The organism is Paraburkholderia sp. J7 (assembly GCF_905220155.1).
Classification (GTDB): domain Bacteria; phylum Pseudomonadota; class Gammaproteobacteria; order Burkholderiales; family Burkholderiaceae; genus Paraburkholderia.
On sequence record NZ_CAJMYZ010000036.1, the window covers coordinates 1 to 17082 of the forward strand.

General features: G+C 63.8%; 16 protein-coding genes. 4 read left to right on the forward strand and 12 right to left on the reverse strand.

What is annotated here, in order from left to right; genetic code table 11:
• The 7 genes from U5A58_RS36960 to U5A58_RS36990 all read right to left on the reverse strand — a co-directional run.
• On the reverse strand, positions 1–210 hold a 210-nt coding region (locus tag U5A58_RS36960), incomplete at its 3' end, for a hypothetical protein (RefSeq protein ID WP_321965055.1).
• 29 nt (positions 211–239) lie between these two features.
• Positions 240–557, reverse strand: a complete 318-nt coding sequence (locus tag U5A58_RS36965; protein ID WP_321916744.1) for a hypothetical protein — start codon at positions 555–557, stop codon at positions 240–242.
• Between the two features lie 93 nt (positions 558–650).
• A complete protein-coding gene (locus U5A58_RS36970) occupies positions 651–1874 on the reverse strand; it encodes a ribonucleotide-diphosphate reductase subunit beta (RefSeq protein WP_158758656.1) in 1224 nt (407 codons plus the stop codon).
• A 561-nt stretch (positions 1875–2435) separates the two neighbouring features.
• Positions 2436–5426: a ribonucleoside-diphosphate reductase subunit alpha gene (locus U5A58_RS36975; protein ID WP_321965056.1), complete on the reverse strand. Its 2991-nt coding sequence runs from the start codon at positions 5424–5426 to the stop codon at positions 2436–2438.
• Positions 5427–5985: 559 nt separating this feature from the next.
• Positions 5986–6624, reverse strand: coding sequence for a 1,6-anhydro-N-acetylmuramyl-L-alanine amidase AmpD (gene ampD / locus U5A58_RS36980; RefSeq protein WP_321965057.1), 639 nt, complete (start codon positions 6622–6624; stop codon positions 5986–5988).
• A complete protein-coding gene (locus tag U5A58_RS36985; RefSeq protein WP_321916750.1) occupies positions 6621–6947 on the reverse strand; it encodes a PP0621 family protein in 327 nt (108 codons plus the stop codon). The genes ampD and U5A58_RS36985 overlap by 4 nt, the downstream gene beginning before the upstream one ends.
• Before the next feature lie 22 nt (positions 6948–6969).
• On the reverse strand, positions 6970–7911 hold the full coding sequence (locus U5A58_RS36990; protein WP_321916751.1) for an inner membrane protein YpjD: 942 nt from the start codon (positions 7909–7911) through the stop codon (positions 6970–6972).
• Between the two features lie 116 nt (positions 7912–8027).
• Between U5A58_RS36990 and ffh the strand changes: the two genes are divergently transcribed.
• Complete coding sequence (gene ffh, locus U5A58_RS36995; RefSeq protein ID WP_321916752.1) at positions 8028–9395, forward strand: signal recognition particle protein; 1368 nt, start codon at positions 8028–8030, stop codon at positions 9393–9395.
• Positions 9396–9541: 146 nt separating this feature from the next.
• Complete coding sequence (locus tag U5A58_RS37000; RefSeq protein ID WP_028207817.1) at positions 9542–10093, forward strand: hypoxanthine-guanine phosphoribosyltransferase; 552 nt, start codon at positions 9542–9544, stop codon at positions 10091–10093.
• 87 nt (positions 10094–10180) lie between these two features.
• On the opposite strand, the gene U5A58_RS37005 is transcribed toward U5A58_RS37000, so the two are convergent.
• Entirely contained in the window at positions 10181–10780 is a 600-nt protein-coding gene (locus tag U5A58_RS37005; protein ID WP_321916754.1) for a MarC family protein, read from the reverse strand.
• A gap of 35 nt (positions 10781–10815) precedes the next feature.
• The gene (locus U5A58_RS37010) at positions 10816–12552 is read right to left on the reverse strand and encodes a proline--tRNA ligase (RefSeq protein WP_321965058.1); all 1737 of its coding nucleotides are present in this window, start codon (positions 12550–12552) and stop codon (positions 10816–10818) included.
• 251 nt (positions 12553–12803) lie between these two features.
• Between U5A58_RS37010 and U5A58_RS37015 the strand changes: the two genes are divergently transcribed.
• Together U5A58_RS37015 and U5A58_RS37020 are read left to right on the forward strand one after the other, a co-directional pair.
• On the forward strand, positions 12804–13493 hold the full coding sequence (locus U5A58_RS37015; protein WP_321965059.1) for an RNA pyrophosphohydrolase: 690 nt from the start codon (positions 12804–12806) through the stop codon (positions 13491–13493).
• A gap of 119 nt (positions 13494–13612) precedes the next feature.
• Entirely contained in the window at positions 13613–14182 is a 570-nt protein-coding gene (locus U5A58_RS37020; RefSeq protein WP_321916758.1) for a CNP1-like family protein, read from the forward strand.
• A 105-nt stretch (positions 14183–14287) separates the two neighbouring features.
• On the opposite strand, the gene proB is transcribed toward U5A58_RS37020, so the two are convergent.
• From proB to rpmA, 3 genes are all read right to left on the reverse strand, one after another.
• A complete protein-coding gene (gene proB, locus U5A58_RS37025; RefSeq protein ID WP_321965060.1) occupies positions 14288–15406 on the reverse strand; it encodes a glutamate 5-kinase in 1119 nt (372 codons plus the stop codon).
• Positions 15407–15491: 85 nt separating this feature from the next.
• Entirely contained in the window at positions 15492–16595 is a 1104-nt protein-coding gene (cgtA, locus tag U5A58_RS37030; RefSeq protein ID WP_321965061.1) for an Obg family GTPase CgtA, read from the reverse strand.
• Positions 16596–16796: 201 nt separating this feature from the next.
• On the reverse strand, positions 16797–17060 hold the full coding sequence (gene rpmA / locus U5A58_RS37035) for a 50S ribosomal protein L27 (RefSeq protein WP_158758669.1): 264 nt from the start codon (positions 17058–17060) through the stop codon (positions 16797–16799).
• Positions 17061–17082: the final 22 nt, after the last annotated feature.

Consider the following 17082-nt stretch of genomic DNA (forward strand, 5'->3'; position numbering starts at 1 on the left):
GACTTTCTTGGCTGCAACCTTCTTCGCTGCGGCCTTCTTCGCCGGCGCTGCCTTCTTCGCAGCAACCTTCTTCACGGCGACTTTCTTGGCTGCGACCTTCTTGACCGCGACCTTCTTCGCTGCGGCCTTCTTCGCCGGAGCTGCCTTCTTCGCTGCAACCTTCTTCACTGCGGCCTTCTTAGCCGCCGGTTTCTTCTTGGCAGTAGCCATTTTTTTTCTCCTTCAGGTTCAGATGAGAGTCAGTTCAAACTACACCCTTCGTCAAAACCCGCTTCCCGCGAACGCTTCTCACGGCGCACGCTGCGAAGCGGGCTATTCATCGGCGTACGCTGATCCCGCGCGCTTACGCTAATGAATGCGGTAAGGCGCGCCGTGCCACGAGGCACAGCGCGCCAAGTCATTCCGGCGTCGGCTACCGACACCGGGCAACGTTCGTTGAAAGCGGCGGCTACATAGCCAGCACGCTTTTCCGGGGGGAAGTTTGCCCATCCCTCTGAAGGGTTCGCAAAGTGCCTGTCACGTCGGTGAGCCAACCTGGCTCCGGGCATGCTTTGCATCAGGCGTTCCTGCTCCTAATCATCATGCCGGTCGAGGCGGCTAGCGCGCCGCCTCCGGCAACCCCTAAAGACTTGCACCGCAGTGCGCCCGGGTTATTCCCAGGACAGCGCACCGCCCGTCTGATATTCGATCACGCGCGTCTCGAAGAAGTTGCGTTCCTTCTTCAAGTCGATCATCTCGCTCATCCACGGGAACGGATTCTCTTCGTTCGGGAACAGCTGATCGAGACCGATCTGCTGGCAACGGCGGTTGCAGATGAAGCGCAGATAGCTCTTGAACATCGATGCGTTCAGACCCAGCACGCCACGCGGCATGGTGTCTTCAGCATAGCGGTACTCGAGGTCGACCGCATGCTTGAACAGTTCGGTGATCTCCGCACGGAACGCCGGGGTCCACAGGTGCGGGTTTTCAAGCTTGATCTGGTTGATGAGGTCGATGCCGAAGTTGCAGTGCATCGACTCGTCGCGCAGGATGTACTGGTACTGCTCCGCGGCGCCGGTCATCTTGTTCTGGCGGCCGAGCGCCAGAATTTGCGTGAAGCCCACATAGAAGAACAGGCCTTCCATGATGCAGGCGAACACGATGAGCGACTTGAGCAGGCTCTGGTCGGCTTCGAGCGTGCCGGTCTTGAACGCGGGATCAGTCAGCGTCTGGATGAACGGGATCAGGAACTCGTCCTTGTCGCGGATCGACTTGACCTCGTGGTACGCGTTGAAGATCTCGCTCTCGTCCAGACCCAGCGACTCGACGATGTACTGGTAGGCGTGCGTGTGGATCGCCTCTTCGAACGCCTGGCGCAGCAGGAACTGGCGGCATTCGGGCGCCGTGATGTGCCGGTAGGTGCCGAGCACGATGTTGTTCGCGGCGAGCGAGTCGGCCGTCACGAAGAAGCCGAGGTTACGCTTGACGATGCGGCGCTCGTCCTCGGTCAGACCGTTCGGGTCCTTCCACAGGGCGATGTCGCGGGACATGTTGATTTCCTGGGGCATCCAGTGGTTCGCGCAGCCCGCCAGGTATTTTTCCCAAGCCCACTTGTACTTGAACGGGACCAACTGATTCACGTCGGTCTGGCCGTTGATGATGCGCTTGTCGGCGACATTCACGCGCGCTTCGGTCGAGACCGGTGCTTGCGGCGGCGGTGCAACGGCGAAGTCGCTGGCGAAGATGTTCGTCGCCGTGGAAGCCTGAGGAGCGGAACGCAGACCAAACTGCATCTCGGCAGCCTGGACAGCCTGACCCGCGGGGTTGCGCATTGCGTTTTGCTGCGCACCGCTCGACGGAGTTACGGCCGTGATCTCGTCATCCCAGTTGAGCATAAATGTCACCATCAATTTAGATCGGTTTGTACCATCTTTTCGTGAGCGATAAAAGGGTTCGCACACGAAAAATCCTGTTTTCGATTCGCGTTGCGACCTCGATACAACACTTTGTTATCGCATCGTGTCGATTGCATCGCATGAGCACTGCGTAGAGAGCACTGCTTCGTCATGCTCACTTCGCATGTGCGATGTGCTTCGAAGGTCTTCGCGACATCGAGAGCGTGTGTGAAAGACGGCGTTCGCCGCGCGATGTTCGCTCGCGCTGCGAGTGCGCTTCACTCGCCGCTCACTGCCTGCCGCGCGCGGCGCTAGATGCTCGCGCGGCCTTGGGTCTTGTCCCTGCGCGAAACTCCAGGGATTCCTTCCTGTTGCCTCTTTCGCGTACTGCAACGCGCGGGGTGCGAGTTGCCGGGAGAGTCGGCGCGCATTGCGCGCGCCTCTTTCGTTGTTACATCTCGCTACGACCAACTACTACTGTTTACTACCGACGCTTCGGTCCTCGCATGATGCGCGCGGCGTTGCACCGCACGCATCATGCGCAGCCAGCTCACCTCGTGGTTACTGGCAAGCCTCGCACTCTTCGAAGCCAGCATCGCCCGGACGCATCATGCACACCGGACCCTCTGCTTCCTGCGCGGCTTCGACCGCAGCTTCCGGCGCAGCCTGCATCGTGGTCGATCCTGCTGCACCGCCGAATGCGCCACCCGATGCGCCGCCGAATGCACCACCAGCATTGCCGCCGCCTTCGCCGCCCGTCGGCACGGCGTTGAGCGCGCCGTGCGCAACCGTCGACTTCTCGACGTGCGTCGCCGCCATCGTGCGCAGGTAGTACGTGGTCTTCAGGCCGCGCACCCAGGCGAGCTTGTAGATCTCGTCGAGCTTCTTGCCCGATGCACCCGCCATGAAGATGTTCAGCGACTGCGCCTGGTCGATCCACTTCTGACGACGCGAAGCGGCTTCGACGAGCCACGTCGGATCGACTTCGAACGCCGTTGCATACACAGCGCGTAGATCGGCCGGCACGCGGTCGATGCGCGAGAGCATGCCGTCGAAGTACTTCAGGTCGGCGACCATGACTTCGTCCCACAGGCCGCGCGACTTCAGATCGCGAACGAGGTAGTCGTTCACTACCGTGAATTCGCCCGAGAGGTTCGACTTCACATAGAGGTTCTGGAACGTCGGCTCGATGCAAGGCGACACGCCGATGATGTTCGAGATGGTCGCGGTCGGCGCGATCGCGATGCAGTTCGAATTGCGCATGCCGTGCTCTGCGATGCGCTCGCGCAGCGACGTCCAGTCCATCGACTCGCTCGAGTCGACTTCGACGTAGCCGCCGCGCGCTTCGGCCAGCAGCTTGAGCGTGTCTTGCGGGAGGATGCCGCGATCCCACAGCGAGCCGCGGTAGGTCGAGTAGCGGCCGCGCTCGGCTGCCAGCTCCGTCGACGCCCAGTATGCGTAGTAGCAGACGGCTTCCATCGAGCGGTCGGCGAACTCCACGGCTTCCTGCGAAGCAAACGGCGTGCGCAGAACGTGCAGGCAGTCCTGGAAGCCCATGATGCCCATGCCCACCGGACGGTGCTTCAGGTTCGAGTTGCGCGCCTTCGACACCGCGTAGTAGTTGATGTCGATGACGTTGTCGAGCATGCGCATCGCCACGCTGATGGTGCGCTTGAGCTTGTCGTGGTCGAGTGCGAACGTGCCGTCGGCCTGTTCGACCATGTGCGCGACCAGGTTCACCGAACCCAGGTTACACACGGCGATTTCGCTGTCGCTCGTGTTCAGCGTGATTTCCGTGCACAGGTTCGACGAGTGGACGACGCCCACGTGCTGCTGCGGCGAACGGATGTTGCACGGATCCTTGAACGTGATCCACGGGTGACCCGTTTCGAACAGCATGCCGAGCATCTTGCGCCACAGTTGCGCGGCCGGCAGCTTCTTGAACAGCTTGATCTCGCCGCGCGCGACCTTCTCTTCGTAAGCCGTGTAAGCCTGTTCGAATTCCGCGCCGAACTTGTCGTGCAGGTCCGGGCAGGTCGAGGGCGAGAAGAGCGTCCAGTCGCCGCCTTCCATCACGCGCTTCATGAACAGGTCGGGAATCCAGTTCGCCGTGTTCATGTCGTGGGTGCGGCGGCGGTCGTCGCCGGTGTTCTTGCGCAGCTCGAGGAATTCTTCGATGTCGAGGTGCCACGATTCCAGGTAGGCGCACACCGCGCCCTTGCGCTTGCCGCCCTGGTTCACGGCCACAGCCGTGTCGTTCACGACCTTCAGGAACGGCACCACGCCTTGCGATTTGCCGTTGGTGCCCTTGATGTGCGAACCGAGTGCACGCACGCGCGTCCAGTCGTTGCCCAGGCCGCCTGCAAACTTCGACAGCAGTGCGTTGTCCTTCAGCGCTTCGTAGATGCCGTCGAGGTCGTCTGCAACCGTCGTCAGGTAGCACGACGAGAGCTGCGAGCGGTGCGTGCCCGAGTTGAACAGCGTGGGCGTGGACGACATGAAGTCGAACGACGAGAGCACGTTGTAGAACTCGATCGCGCGCGCTTCGCGGTCGATCTCGTTGAGCGAGAGGCCCATCGCGACACGCATGAAGAATGCCTGCGGCATTTCAATGCGCGTGCCATGCACGTGCAGGAAGTAGCGGTCGTACAGCGTCTGCAGGCCGAGGTAGCCGAACTGCAGGTCGCGGCTCGCGTCGAGCGCGTTGCCGAGGCGCTTCAGGTCGAACTGCTGGAGCTTGTCGTCGAGCAGGCCGGCTTCCACGCCGCGCTTGATGAACTGCGGGAAGTAGTCCGCGTAACGCACGGCCATTTCGGCTTGCGTCACTTCCTCTTCGAGAATTTCGCGACGGATCGTGTGCAGCAGGATGCGCGAGGTCACCTGGCTATACGCCGGGTCCTTTTCGATCATCGTGCGCGCAGCGAGGATGGCCGAGTCGTAGACCTGGGTCATCGGCACGCCGTCGTACAGATTCTTCACCGTTTCCGCGACGATCGGGTCAGCGTTGACCGCGTCGCCGAGACCGTCGCACGACGACGCGATCAGCGCGCGCAGCGCTTGCATGTCGAGCGGGCGCGTCACGCCGTTGTCCGTCACGTTGATGCCAGGCGCTGCGGGCGCTGCCGTTTCCGGCGCGTGTGCGCGCTCCTGGTTGCGCTTCTCGCGATACAGCACGTAGGCGCGCGCGACGTTGTGCTCGCCGCCGCGCATCAGCGCGAGTTCGACCTGATCCTGGATGTCTTCGATATGGAACGTGCCGCCGTTCGGACGGCTGCGCACGAGTGCGCGCACGACGCTCTGCGTGAGCTGTTCGACCAGCTCGCGAATGCGCGCCGAAGCTGCGCCCTGGCCGCCGTTCACGGCGAGGAAAGCCTTCGTCATCGCGATCGCGACTTTCGAAGGTTCGAACGACACCACGCTACCGTTGCGGCGAATCACCTTGTGGTCGGCGAACTGCTGCGCGCTCGTCTGGCCGTCCTGCGTTTGGCCACCCAGCGTGTGCGCGGCGCTCGCGCTTTCATACCGGGTCGAGACGTTATCGGTCGTTTGCATGTGCAAAGCTCCTGGGTCCTGGAAAGGTGCGAAGAGAGTTCGCGGATTAGTACGGACGCCGACGCCGCGCCCCCGTGTGCGCGATCGATCGGGCAGAGAAAAAAGTCCAGCCTGGCGAGGCTGCCGGATGCGACAAGGCAGATGAATCACGGACTGCTTCGGTCTTCATCGTGGATGTCGCGATCATTGGCTGTACCTTCTCTCTCGATTACAGCCGGTGCGCCGGTTCTCTCGGCCGACGGCACCGTACAAAGTTTCTGTTTTTTCTATGCTGGTAACGCGCGCGGCGCCTTGCTCGTGAAGCGGGGCGCCGCGGTACAACACAACATATGGTGTGAAGCCTTGTTTCGGGTACCAAGTATAGTGGAAGAAACAAGACGATCAAATGGCTTTTTTTGCTGGTCCTATCTTGACAAGACCGCAAGCCAAGCAGCGCGGGCCTTACCGGCCAATGCGCTTTCGAGTGGTCTGCGAGGCGCGCGCCAAGACCCTGCTTTTGCGCGCGAGAGGTGCTTATTTCTTGTGCAAGCGGAGAGCGATTAGCCCACGTTCGAACGTGTCACGACGCCGCGTTTTGCGCATCGCGCCCCTGGATATAGGGGAAGCTGGCATCGGCGAGCTGCGTATCGTGTTTGAGGCGTGCCCAGTCGAAGTGTGGGCCGGGATCGGTCTTGCGCCCAGGAGCGATGTCCGAATGGCCCGCCAGCGCCTCAATCGGATAGTGGGCAACGAGCGCCTTCACGAGCGCCGCAAGCGTGGCGTATTGCGCCGCCTCGAAGGCCGTCGTGTCGCTGCCTTCCAGTTCGATGCCGATGGCGAAATCGTTGCAGCGCTCGCGCCCGAAGAAACTCGATGAGCCCGCGTGCCACGCGCGCTCGTCGCACGAGACGAACTGCTCGAGCGCGCCATCGCGATGAATGACGAAGTGCGCCGAGACGCGCACGCCGCGCAGGTTGGCGTCGAAGTACGGATGCGCGTCGCAGTCGAGTCGGTTGAGAAAAAGATCGGCGATCTCGGAGCCGCCGAACACGTTGGGCGGCAAGCTGATGTTGTGGACGACGATGAGTGTCGGCACGGCGCCTTGCGGACGCGCCTCGAAGTTCGGCGAAGGCAGATGGCGAGCGCCCGGCACCCAGCCTTGCGCATCGACTGCGTATGCGCGCGATCCTGGCCATTCTGGCGATGCAGCAGCGCTCATCGTGCGGGGCGATCCTGGGCGGTGGTGCGTGCGTCATAGGCGCGCGCATGCTCGGCGCTGCAGAACGAGCGCGCGCCGACATTCACCGATTCACTGCGCGGCGCATGCACGCCGCACTCGGCGCAGCGCACCATCGGCTCGGGCAGCGCGGCCTGGCCGCCCGCACTCGTGCCGCCATTGGCATTGCGCGCGGCGCCTTGCCCAGGCTGTGCGCCCTGCCCCGGCTGCGCACCGGGACGCGACTGTGTCTGCGCACGGCGCAGGGCCTTGACGAACCACTGTCCGATCACGAACAGCAGCACGAGGAGAAAAATCTGTCTCATCGGAACACGCGACTCAAACGACTCAAACTACGGGGCGGTGCAGCAGCACCTCGAAGACGAAACGGCTGCCCACATAAGCGAGCAGCAAGGCGATGAACGACGCGATCACCCAGCGCAGCGCGGCGCGTCCGCGCCAGCCGGAAATCTTGCGCGCGGTGAGCAGCGCACCGAACATCAGCCAGGACAAAATCGCGAAGACGGTCTTGTGATCGAGCGAGAGCGGCCGGTCGATCAACTGCTCGCTGAACACGATGCCGGAAACGAGCGTGGCCGTGAGCAGCACGAAGCCCGCGCCGATCAGGCGGAACAGCAGCTTCTCCATCGTGAGGAGCGGCGGCAACGTCTCGATCCAGTTCGACAGCCAGCCGCCGCCGCGATTGCTCGCATTGCGCTGGAAGCCCGCGCCCTTGAGCGCATGCAGCCGGCGCTCGACCGCGAGCATCAGCACTGCGTGCAACGCGGCGATCGCGAAGAGCCCATAGGCGACGTTCGCGATGACGAAGTGCAGCTTGAACATGGGCGCCGCCGCATAGGGCAGCACGCGCACACCGCCGAACACGAGCGGCAGGATCGACGCGACTGCGGCGAGCGGCAGCAGCAACAGACGCAGACCGTCGAGCGCAAAGAAAAAGCTCTCGATCCAGTAGATGCCCGCGCCGAGCCAGAACATGGCCGACAACGCGAAGGCGAAGCCGAACACCATTTCGTTGGCGGGGAAGATCGTCGTGTGCAGCAGCAGGCCGTGCGCGGCGAGCGCGCCAAAGAGCAGCGTGCGCGAAAGCGGGCCGAAGGTCCGTGCGCGCAGGGCGTCGCCACCCAGCCCCGCGCCCGCGCCGACCGTCACCGGAACGGGCGGCACGCTGCCGAGCAGCGGCGCGGTGCCCGCGCGGCGCAGCGCGCGCCAGTCGGCGGCGCACAATCCGCCGTACAGGAGGACGGTGAGGGCATACAGTACAATATCCATGTTCGAAGTTTACTATAGGCCCCCTGGCCGCGCGGCAAACACACAGAAGCGCGACGAAACGCGGCGCTTTGCCGTTTGACGCGCGCGGGCCGGGCCGCACTGCTCACCGCCTCCCCATGCTCGACAATCTCACTCAACGGATGGCGCGCGTCGTCAAGACGCTGCGCGGCGAAGCCCGGCTGACCGAAGCCAACACGCAGGAAATGCTGCGCGAGGTGCGTCTCGCCCTGCTCGAAGCGGACGTGGCGCTGCCCGTCGTGCGCGAATTCATCGCCAAGGTGAAGGAGAAGGCGCTCGGCGAGGAAGTGATCGCCAGCCTCTCGCCCGGCCAAGCGCTGGTCGGCGTGGTGCAGCGCGAGCTGACCGCCGTGATCGGCGGCGACTACGAAGGCAAGGCCGCCGAACTCGATCTCGCCGTCACGCCGCCTGCCGTCATCCTTATGGCGGGTCTGCAGGGCGCGGGTAAAACCACCACCACCGGCAAGCTCGCCAAGCTCCTGCGCGAGAAGTACAAGAAGAAGGTCCTCACCGTTTCGTGCGACGTCTACCGCCCTGCCGCCATCGCGCAGCTGAAGACGGTGACGGAACAGGTCGGCGCCGACTTCTTCCCCTCGCAGCCGGACCAGAAGCCCGTCGAGATCGCCGCCGCCGCGGTCGACTGGGCCAAGCGCCATTATCACGACGTGCTGCTCGTCGACACGGCCGGCCGCCTCGGTATCGACGAGGCGATGATGAACGAGATCACGGCGCTGCACGCGTCGCTCAAGCCGGCTGAAACGCTGTTCGTCGTCGACGCGATGCTCGGTCAGGACGCGGTCAACACCGCGAAAGCGTTCAACGACGCCCTGCCGCTCACCGGCGTCGTGCTCACCAAGCTCGACGGCGACTCGCGCGGTGGCGCGGCGCTCTCCGTGCGCCACATCACGGGCAAGCCGATCAAGTTCGTCGGCGTTGCGGAAAAGCTCGACGGCCTCGAGGTGTTCCACCCGGACCGCATGGCCAACCGTATTCTCGGCATGGGCGACATTCTCGCGCTCGTCGAGGAAGCGCAGCGCGGCGTGGACGTGCAGGCCGCGCAAAAGCTCGCCGACAAGGTCAAGAAAGGCGGCGACTTCGACCTCAACGACTTCCGCGCGCAGCTCTCGCAGATGAAGAACATGGGCGGCCTGTCGTCGCTCATGGACAAGCTGCCCGCCCAGTTCCAGCAGGCCGCCTCGGGCGCCGACATGGGCCAGGCCGAGAAGCAGATGCGCCGCATGGAAGGCATCATCAACTCGATGACGCCCGCCGAGCGCGCCAAGCCCGAACTCATCAAGGCCACGCGCAAGCGCCGCATCGCGGCGGGCGCGGGCGTGCAGGTCCAGGAAGTGAACCGCATGCTCAACCAGTACGAGCAGATGCGCACCATGATGAAGAAGCTGAAAGGCGGCAATCTGCAAAAGATGATGCGCGGCATGAAGGGCATGATGCCCGGCATGCGCTGATCCTGCGGGCCGCACGGCGCACATCGCGCGCACGGCGGCCCGACTCGACGCGGCGCGCGACGGAACAAATGCGCGGGTTTATGCTGTAGCGCGCGCCGCCGTTATTTTCCACACTTCATAGCTACAGCTACCTTCCCGCCAGAGTCATGAATCGCGAAGAAGCCCTGCACATTTTCCGCCACTCCGAAGAGATCGTTTCTGAGGGCGACGTCAATGCGTCGATCGGCCGGATGGCCGAAGCCATCCGCGCCGAGATCAGCGAGGACTTCCCGCTCGTGCTATCGGTGATGGGCGGCGCCGCCGTGTTCACCGGCATGCTGCTGCCGCACCTCGATTTCCCGCTCGAGTTCGACTACATCCACCTCACGCGCTACCGCAACGCGATCAAGGGCAGCGCCGAGATGCAATGGCGCGTGGCGCCGCGCGAGTCGGTGAAAGACCGCGTGGTGCTCGTGCTCGACGACATCCTCGACGAAGGCGAGACCATGGCCGCGATTCGCGACCGCATCATGGACATGGGCGCGAAGCGTTTCCTCTCGGCCGTGCTCTGCGAGAAGACGCTCACGAAGGCCAAGCCGCTGCATCCCGACTACTGCGGCTTTTCGGTGCCGGACCGCTACGTGTTCGGCTGCGGCATGGACGCCAAAGGTTACTGGCGCAATCTGCCGACCATCCGCGCACTGACCGAAGGCGCGTGAAGCGCGCGTCGACTAATCTGAAGCGCCATGAAAAAAGCAGCCCGCGGGCTGCTTTTTTATTGCCTGCGACGCCCGCTGCATGCCGCGTCAGAGGTGATGCACGAAGTTGGCGATACCCGCGAGGATCATCTCCACCGAGATCGCCACGAGCACGAGGCCCATCAGCCGCTCGAAGGCCGTCACGACACGCTCGCCCAGCCACTGCTGGATGCGCTCCGCCAGCACCAGCACGATCGCGCAGATCACCATCGTCACGACGAGCGCCGCGACCCATTCATAGAGTTTGCCGGGCGCCTGCGAGGTGAGCAGCATGACCGTGGCGAGCGCCGAAGGCCCCGCGAGCGCGGGAATGGCGAGCGGCACGATGAGCGGCTCGCCGCCCTTGTCGCCGCCGCCGAACGGCCCGCCCGGATGCGGGAAGATCATGCGCAGCGCGATGAGGAACAGCACGATGCCGCCGCCGATGCGCAGCGACGTGTCCGTGAGCCCCATCATGCGCAGGAAGGCGTTGCCCGCCACCATGAAGATGAGCAGGATCACGAACGCAATCGCGACCTCGCGCAGGATCACGATCGCGCGGCGCTGCTGGGCAACGCCGCGCAGGCAGGTGATGAAGAGCGGAATGTTACCGAGCGGGTCGGTGATAAGGAGCAGCAGGACCGTAGCGGACAGAAAACTGTACTCCACGCTCAGAGCGCTCCTTTAACCGTGATGGATCGTCGTTAAACCGCAAGCGCCGCGCGGATCTTCTGCGCCACCGTCTGCGCAGCCTCATCGGCGGCGAGCAGCGTCGCTTCAGTATCGCGGCGGCCCTGGTACTCGATCTTGCCGTCCTTCAGACCGCGCTCGCCAATCACGAGACGATGCGGCACGCCAATCAGCTCCCAGTCAGCGAACATCACGCCCGGGCGCTCGCCGCGGTCGTCGAGGATCACGTCCACGCCCGCTTCAACGAGTTCGTTGTACACGCGCTCGGCGTGCTCGCGCACGAGCTCGCTGCGGTCCATGCCCATCGGGCACACGACGACCTGGAACGGCGCAATCGACTCAGGCCAGATGATGCCCTTCTCGTCGAAGTTCTGCTCGATGGCTGCACCGAGAATACGCGTGATGCCGATGCCGTAGCAGCCCATCTGCATCGGCGCGGGCTTGCCGTTTTCGGCGAGGAACGTGGCGTTCATCGCTTCCGAGTACTTCGTGCCGAGCTGGAACACGTGGCCCACTTCGATGCCGCGGCAGATGTCGATCACGCCCTTGCCGTCCGGCGACGGGTCGCCCTTCTTCACGTTGCGGATATCGGCGACGACCGGCTCCGGCAGATCGCGGCCCCAGTTCACGCCCGTGGTGTGGAAGTCGACTTCGTTCGTGCCCACCACGAAGTCGCTCATGTTCGCGACCGTACGGTCGGCGATCACCTTGACCGGCTTCTTCGTGTTGAGCGGGCCGAGGTAACCCGGCGGCGTGCCGAACCACTCGACAATTTCGCTTTCCGTGGCGAAACGGAAGCCGCTCAGGCCTTCGAGCTTGCCGGCCTTGATCTCGTTCAGATCGTGGTCGCCGCGCAGCATCAGCAGCCAGATGGTCGGCTCGGCGCCTTCGTTGTCCGTCGCGAGAATGATCGACTTGATCGTGCTTTCGAGCGGAATGCCGAGCAGCTCAGCCACGGCCTCGCACTTGGCGGCGCCCGGCGTAGGCGTTTTCGTGAGTGCTTGCGTCGCGGCGCCGCGCTGCGCGATGAGCGGCAGCGCTTCGGCGGCTTCGACGTTGGCCGCGAATTCCGAGGTCGGGCAGTAGGCGATATCGTCCTCGCCCGTTTCCGCGATCACGTGGAATTCGTGCGAACCGCTACCACCGATCGAACCGTTGTCGGCCGCGACCGCGCGGAACTGCAGGCCAAGACGCGTGAAGATGCGCACGTAGGCGTCGTACATCTTCTGGTACGAGACCTTGAGACCTTCGACGTCCTTATCGAACGAATACGCGTCCTTCATGATGAATTCGCGCCCGCGCATCACGCCGAAACGGGGACGGATTTCGTCGCGGAACTTCGTTTGCACCTGATAGAAGTTCACCGGCAACTGGCGATAGCTCTTGATCTGGCCGCGCGCGATGTCGGTGACGACCTCTTCGTGCGTCGGGCCCATCACGAAGTCGCTCTGCTTGCGATCCTTGAAGCGCAGCAGTTCCGGCCCGTATTGCTCCCAGCGCCCCGATTCCTGCCACAGTTCGGCCGGCTGCACGGCCGGCATGAGCAGTTCGATTGCGCCGGCGCGGTTCATTTCCTCGCGCACGATCTGCTCGACCTTGCGGATCGAACGAAGGCCGATCGGCAAGTAGTTATAGATGCCGCCAGCGATGCGACGGATCATGCCCGCGCGAACCATCAGCTTGTGGCTGACGATTTCCGCGTCAGCGGGCGCTTCCTTCAGGGTGCCGATAAAGAAACGGGAGGCTTTCATTCAAATTATCCAAAAGCGGCGGCCCGGTGCAGACCGCCCGAAGAAGTGACCAACGGAGGAGTTCACGAACCCGCCATTATGACAACGCGCCACGTGCCGCGCCGATGACGCCTGCCAGATTCGAAGCCGATCGCGCCCCGAGACCGTTTTGCGCGGTCGCGGCCATTCGCTCAACTTTCCGGACGGCGGGTGCGTGAGGACCGTTATCTGTTTATAATCAAAGCAATTTTAAAGGATTCGAAGGTGGTTGTATGCTGGATCGTGAGGGGTTTCGCCCGAACGTCGGCATCATCCTCTTGAACGCGCGAAACGAGGTGTTTTGGGGCAAGCGGGTTCGCGAACATTCCTGGCAGTTTCCGCAAGGGGGCATCAAGTATGGTGAAACCCCCATGCAGGCAATGTTTCGGGAGTTGCACGAAGAAACCGGTTTGCATCCGGAGCACGTCAAGATCGTCGGTCGCACACGCGACTGGTTGCGTTATGAGGTGCCGGACAAGTTCATCAAGCGCGAAGTGCGCGGCCATTATCGCGGCCAGAAACAGATCTGGTTTCTGCTGCGTATGGTCGGGCGCGACTGCGATATCTGCCTGCGGGCAACGGAGCATCCCGAGTTCGATGCGTGGCGCTGGAACGAATACTGGGTGCCGCTCGAAGCGGTCATCGAGTTCAAGCGTGACGTCTATCAGCTCGCGCTGACCGAGCTCTCGCGCTTCCTGCGCCGGCCTGCGCCGCGCCAGGAGCGGCTGGGCGTGCAAGCTCACGAGGTGCGTTACCCGCGCATCGTGACGTCGGCGCACGCAGACGCGGTGCATGCCGAGCCGTACGAGGTTGCGACGGAAGGCGTGCCAGAACGTCCACCGCGTACGCCGATCGAAAGCGATTGCGCGTCGGCGCGGAGTATCATCGAGCCTGCGCAGGACGAGCAGGATCAGGGGGCTTGAGCCAACGCAAAGAACGCCCGAACCGGCGGGGTCCGGCGCATCACGCGCCAGGCCCCGCCGGTTCGCATTCGCGGCGCAGTTCGGTTGTAACGTGCGCCCGTGCTTCGAGGAAAACCAATTTGAAACGATTTGCTCTTGCTGCGGCATGCGCCGCAGGCGGTGTGCTGCTTGTGTCAGGACTGGCCGCGTGCTCCAGTTCCGGTCCCACGAACAAGGACGACAGCGCGTTCGTCTACCTTCTGGACCGCAAGGGCGAATGGCAGGAAAACAAGCTCGAAGGCCTGCCGCCTCTGCCACAGGCCGGCGCGAAGCTGCTGCCGTTCGACGTGTCGAACAATTCCCCGCTCCAGTTCGCGATCGACCCGGCTTCGCTCACGGTCGGCACAGATGGCGTCGTGCGCTACACGATCGTCATCACGAGCCCGACGGGCGCGCGTAACGTGAACTATGAAGGCATTCGCTGCGACACCTACGAGTGGCGCCTCTACGCGAGCCTCGACGCCGATCACAACGGCTGGGACCAGACCGTCGCGAACAACTGGTCGCGCATCGAGAACGGCACGCTCAACGCGTACCAGTCGAGGCTTTATCAGGACTATTTCTGCGCCAACAAGATGCCGATCGCGAAGGCGCCGACCCTCATCGAGAACCTGCGCTACGGCCGCACGCAGTCGACGCTGGTGCGTTAATAGCCGCGCCAACGCTTACGGCGACGGGCGTGAAAAAAGCCGCTGCGGCCATTGGCCACAGCGGCTTTTCAATTTTTGGCGATGCGCGGCTGGCCGGGACGGCCGTCAAACCAGCACGAGATTGTCGCGGTGAATCAGCTCCGGCTCGAGCATATAGCCGAGGATGCCCTCGATTTCGCCGCTCGGATGGCGCTGGATCAGCTTCGTTTCCGCGCTGCTGTAGTTGGTGATCCCGCGCGCGACTTCCGCGCCTGCGCCGTTCAGGCAAGCAATCACCTCACCGCGTGCGAATGCACCCTGCACGCCGGTCACGCCAATCGGTAGCAGGCTCTTGCCGTCTGCCCTGAGCTTCTGCACCGCGCCGTCATCGATCAGGACATGGCCGCGCACCTGCAGGTGGTCGGCCATCCACTGCTTGCGTGCCGCCATGCGCGCCGTGCGTGCGATGAGTTGCGTGCCGATCGCCTCACCCGCGGCCAGGCGCTCGAGCACCTGCGCTTCGCGCCCGCTCGCAATTACCGTGTTCGCGCCGCTGTGCGCGGCGCGCTTGGCCGCGAGGATCTTGGTGAGCATGCCGCCGCGGCCGATGCTCGACCCCGCGCCGCCCGCCATGGCCTCGAGTTCCGGCTTGCCTGCGTCGGCTTCCTGCACGAGTGTTGCGTTCGGGTCCTTGCGCGGATCGGCCGTATACAGGCCGCTCTGGTCGGTGAGGATGATGAGCGCATCGCCTTCGATCAGGTTCGCAACGAGCGCGCCGAGCGTGTCGTTGTCGCCGAACTTGATTTCGTCGGTGACCACGGTGTCGTTCTCGTTGATGATCGGCACGACGCCCAGACGCAGCAGCGTGAGCAACGTGGAGCGCGCATTGAGATAGCGTTCGCGGTCAGCGAGGTCGGCGTGCGTGAGCAGGATCTGCGCAGTGCGGATATCGTGCTCGGCAAAGCGGCTCTCATAAACCTGCGCGAGCCCCATCTGGCCGACCGCCGCAGCGGCCTGAAGCTCGTCGATCTCGCGCGGTCGCTTCGTCCAGCCAAGCCGCTGCATGCCTTCGGCGATCGCGCCCGAACTCACGAGCACGACTTCCTTGCCCTGTGCGCGCAGCGCCGCGATCTGCGCGGCCCAGCGGCCGATTGCCGCATGATCGAGCCCGCGGCCGTCGTTGGTGACGAGGCTCGAGCCGACTTTCACTACCAGACGCCGCGAATCGGCGATGACGGAACGCATGCTGCGCGGTCTCCCAAATGACTGATGACGCGTGAAGTTTCCTGGGCTGCGCCGGCGCGGCTCGCGCGCCGGGCGAGACGGCGAATTACTCCTGCGGCTGCTCCGCGTTTCCGCCTTGCCCCTCGCGGAAGCGCACGTCGGATGCGAGGTCTTCGGCTTCTTCAGCACGGCGTGCGTCGGAGTGCGCGGAGACGTAGTCGTATATCGCGTAACACAGGTTTTCGCAGCCCTGCCCCGTGAGCGCGGAGATCTCGAACACAGGCCCTTCCCACTCGAAGCGCTTCACGAAGTCGGCGATACGCGCTGCACGCTCATCTTCCGGCACCATGTCGAGCTTGTTCAGCACGAGCCAGCGCGGCTTCTCAAAGAGCGTCTCGTCGTACTTGCGCAGTTCGCCGACGATCGCCTTCGCCTCCGCAACCGGATCGACGCTTTCGTCGAACGGCGCGAGATCGACGAGATGCAGCAGCAGGTTCGTACGCTGCAGGTGGCGCAGGAACTGGTGACCGAGGCCCGCACCTTCGGCGGCGCCTTCGATCAGGCCCGGAATATCGGCGATCACGAAGCTCTTGCTCGGCCCCACGCGCACCACGCCCAGATTCGGCGCGAGCGTCGTGAACGGGTAGTCGGCAATCTTGGGCTTCGCGTTCGACACCGAGGCGATGAACGTGGATTTGCCCGCGTTCGGCATGCCGAGCAGGCCGACGTCGGCCAGCACCTTCAGTTCCAGCTTGAGCATGCGGCGCTCGCCGGGTTTGCCGTCGGTCTTTTGACGCGGCGCGCGGTTCGTGGACGACTTGAAATGCAGGTTGCCGAGGCCACCCGCGCCGCCCTTCGCGACCATGACCTGCTGCTCGTGCTCGGTCAGGTCGGCGATCAGCTCGCCCGTGTCCAGGTCGGTGATGACCGTGCCCACCGGCATGCGCAGCGTAATGTCGTCGCCGCCCTTGCCGTAGCAGTCCGAGCCGCGGCCGTTCTCGCCGTTGCGCGCCTGGTGTTTCTTCGTGTACCGGTAGTCAATGAGGGTGTTGATGTTGCGGTCGCCGACCGCGTAGACGCTGCCGCCGCGCCCGCCGTCACCGCCGTCCGGCCCGCCGAACGGGACGAACTTCTCGCGTCGCATCGACGCGCTGCCATCGCCCCCATCGCCGGCGATGACTTCGATCTTCGCTTCGTCAATGAACTTCATGAGTTACTCCGTCCCGTCAATTTCGATATTTTGCCCGCCATGGCCGAAACTGGCCAACCTGGCCGAACAGCCAACGACGCTCGCAAAGCCAGACGGAAGCCCGCTACGACCCCGAAAGCCTGCGGATAAACAAAAAGGCCCCGCAAACTTCGCGGGGCCTTCTTAGCGTCGCGTGTAGCCCGCTCGCGAGCGGTCTAAAGCTTAGGCCGCTGCCGGGACGACGTTGACCTGTTGCTTGTTGGCTGCGCCCTTGATCGAGAACGAGACGTGGCCGTCGACCAGCGCGTAGAGCGTGTGGTCCTTGCCGATGCCGACGTTCAGGCCCGGGTGCATACGCGTACCGCGCTGGCGAACGATGATGCCGCCTGCGAGGATAGCCTGGCCGCCGAACACCTTCACGCCAAGTCGTTTCGACTCTGAGTCGCGGCCGTTACGTGACGACCCGCCTGCCTTTTTGTGTGCCATTTGTTTGCTCCTTTACCTGCGT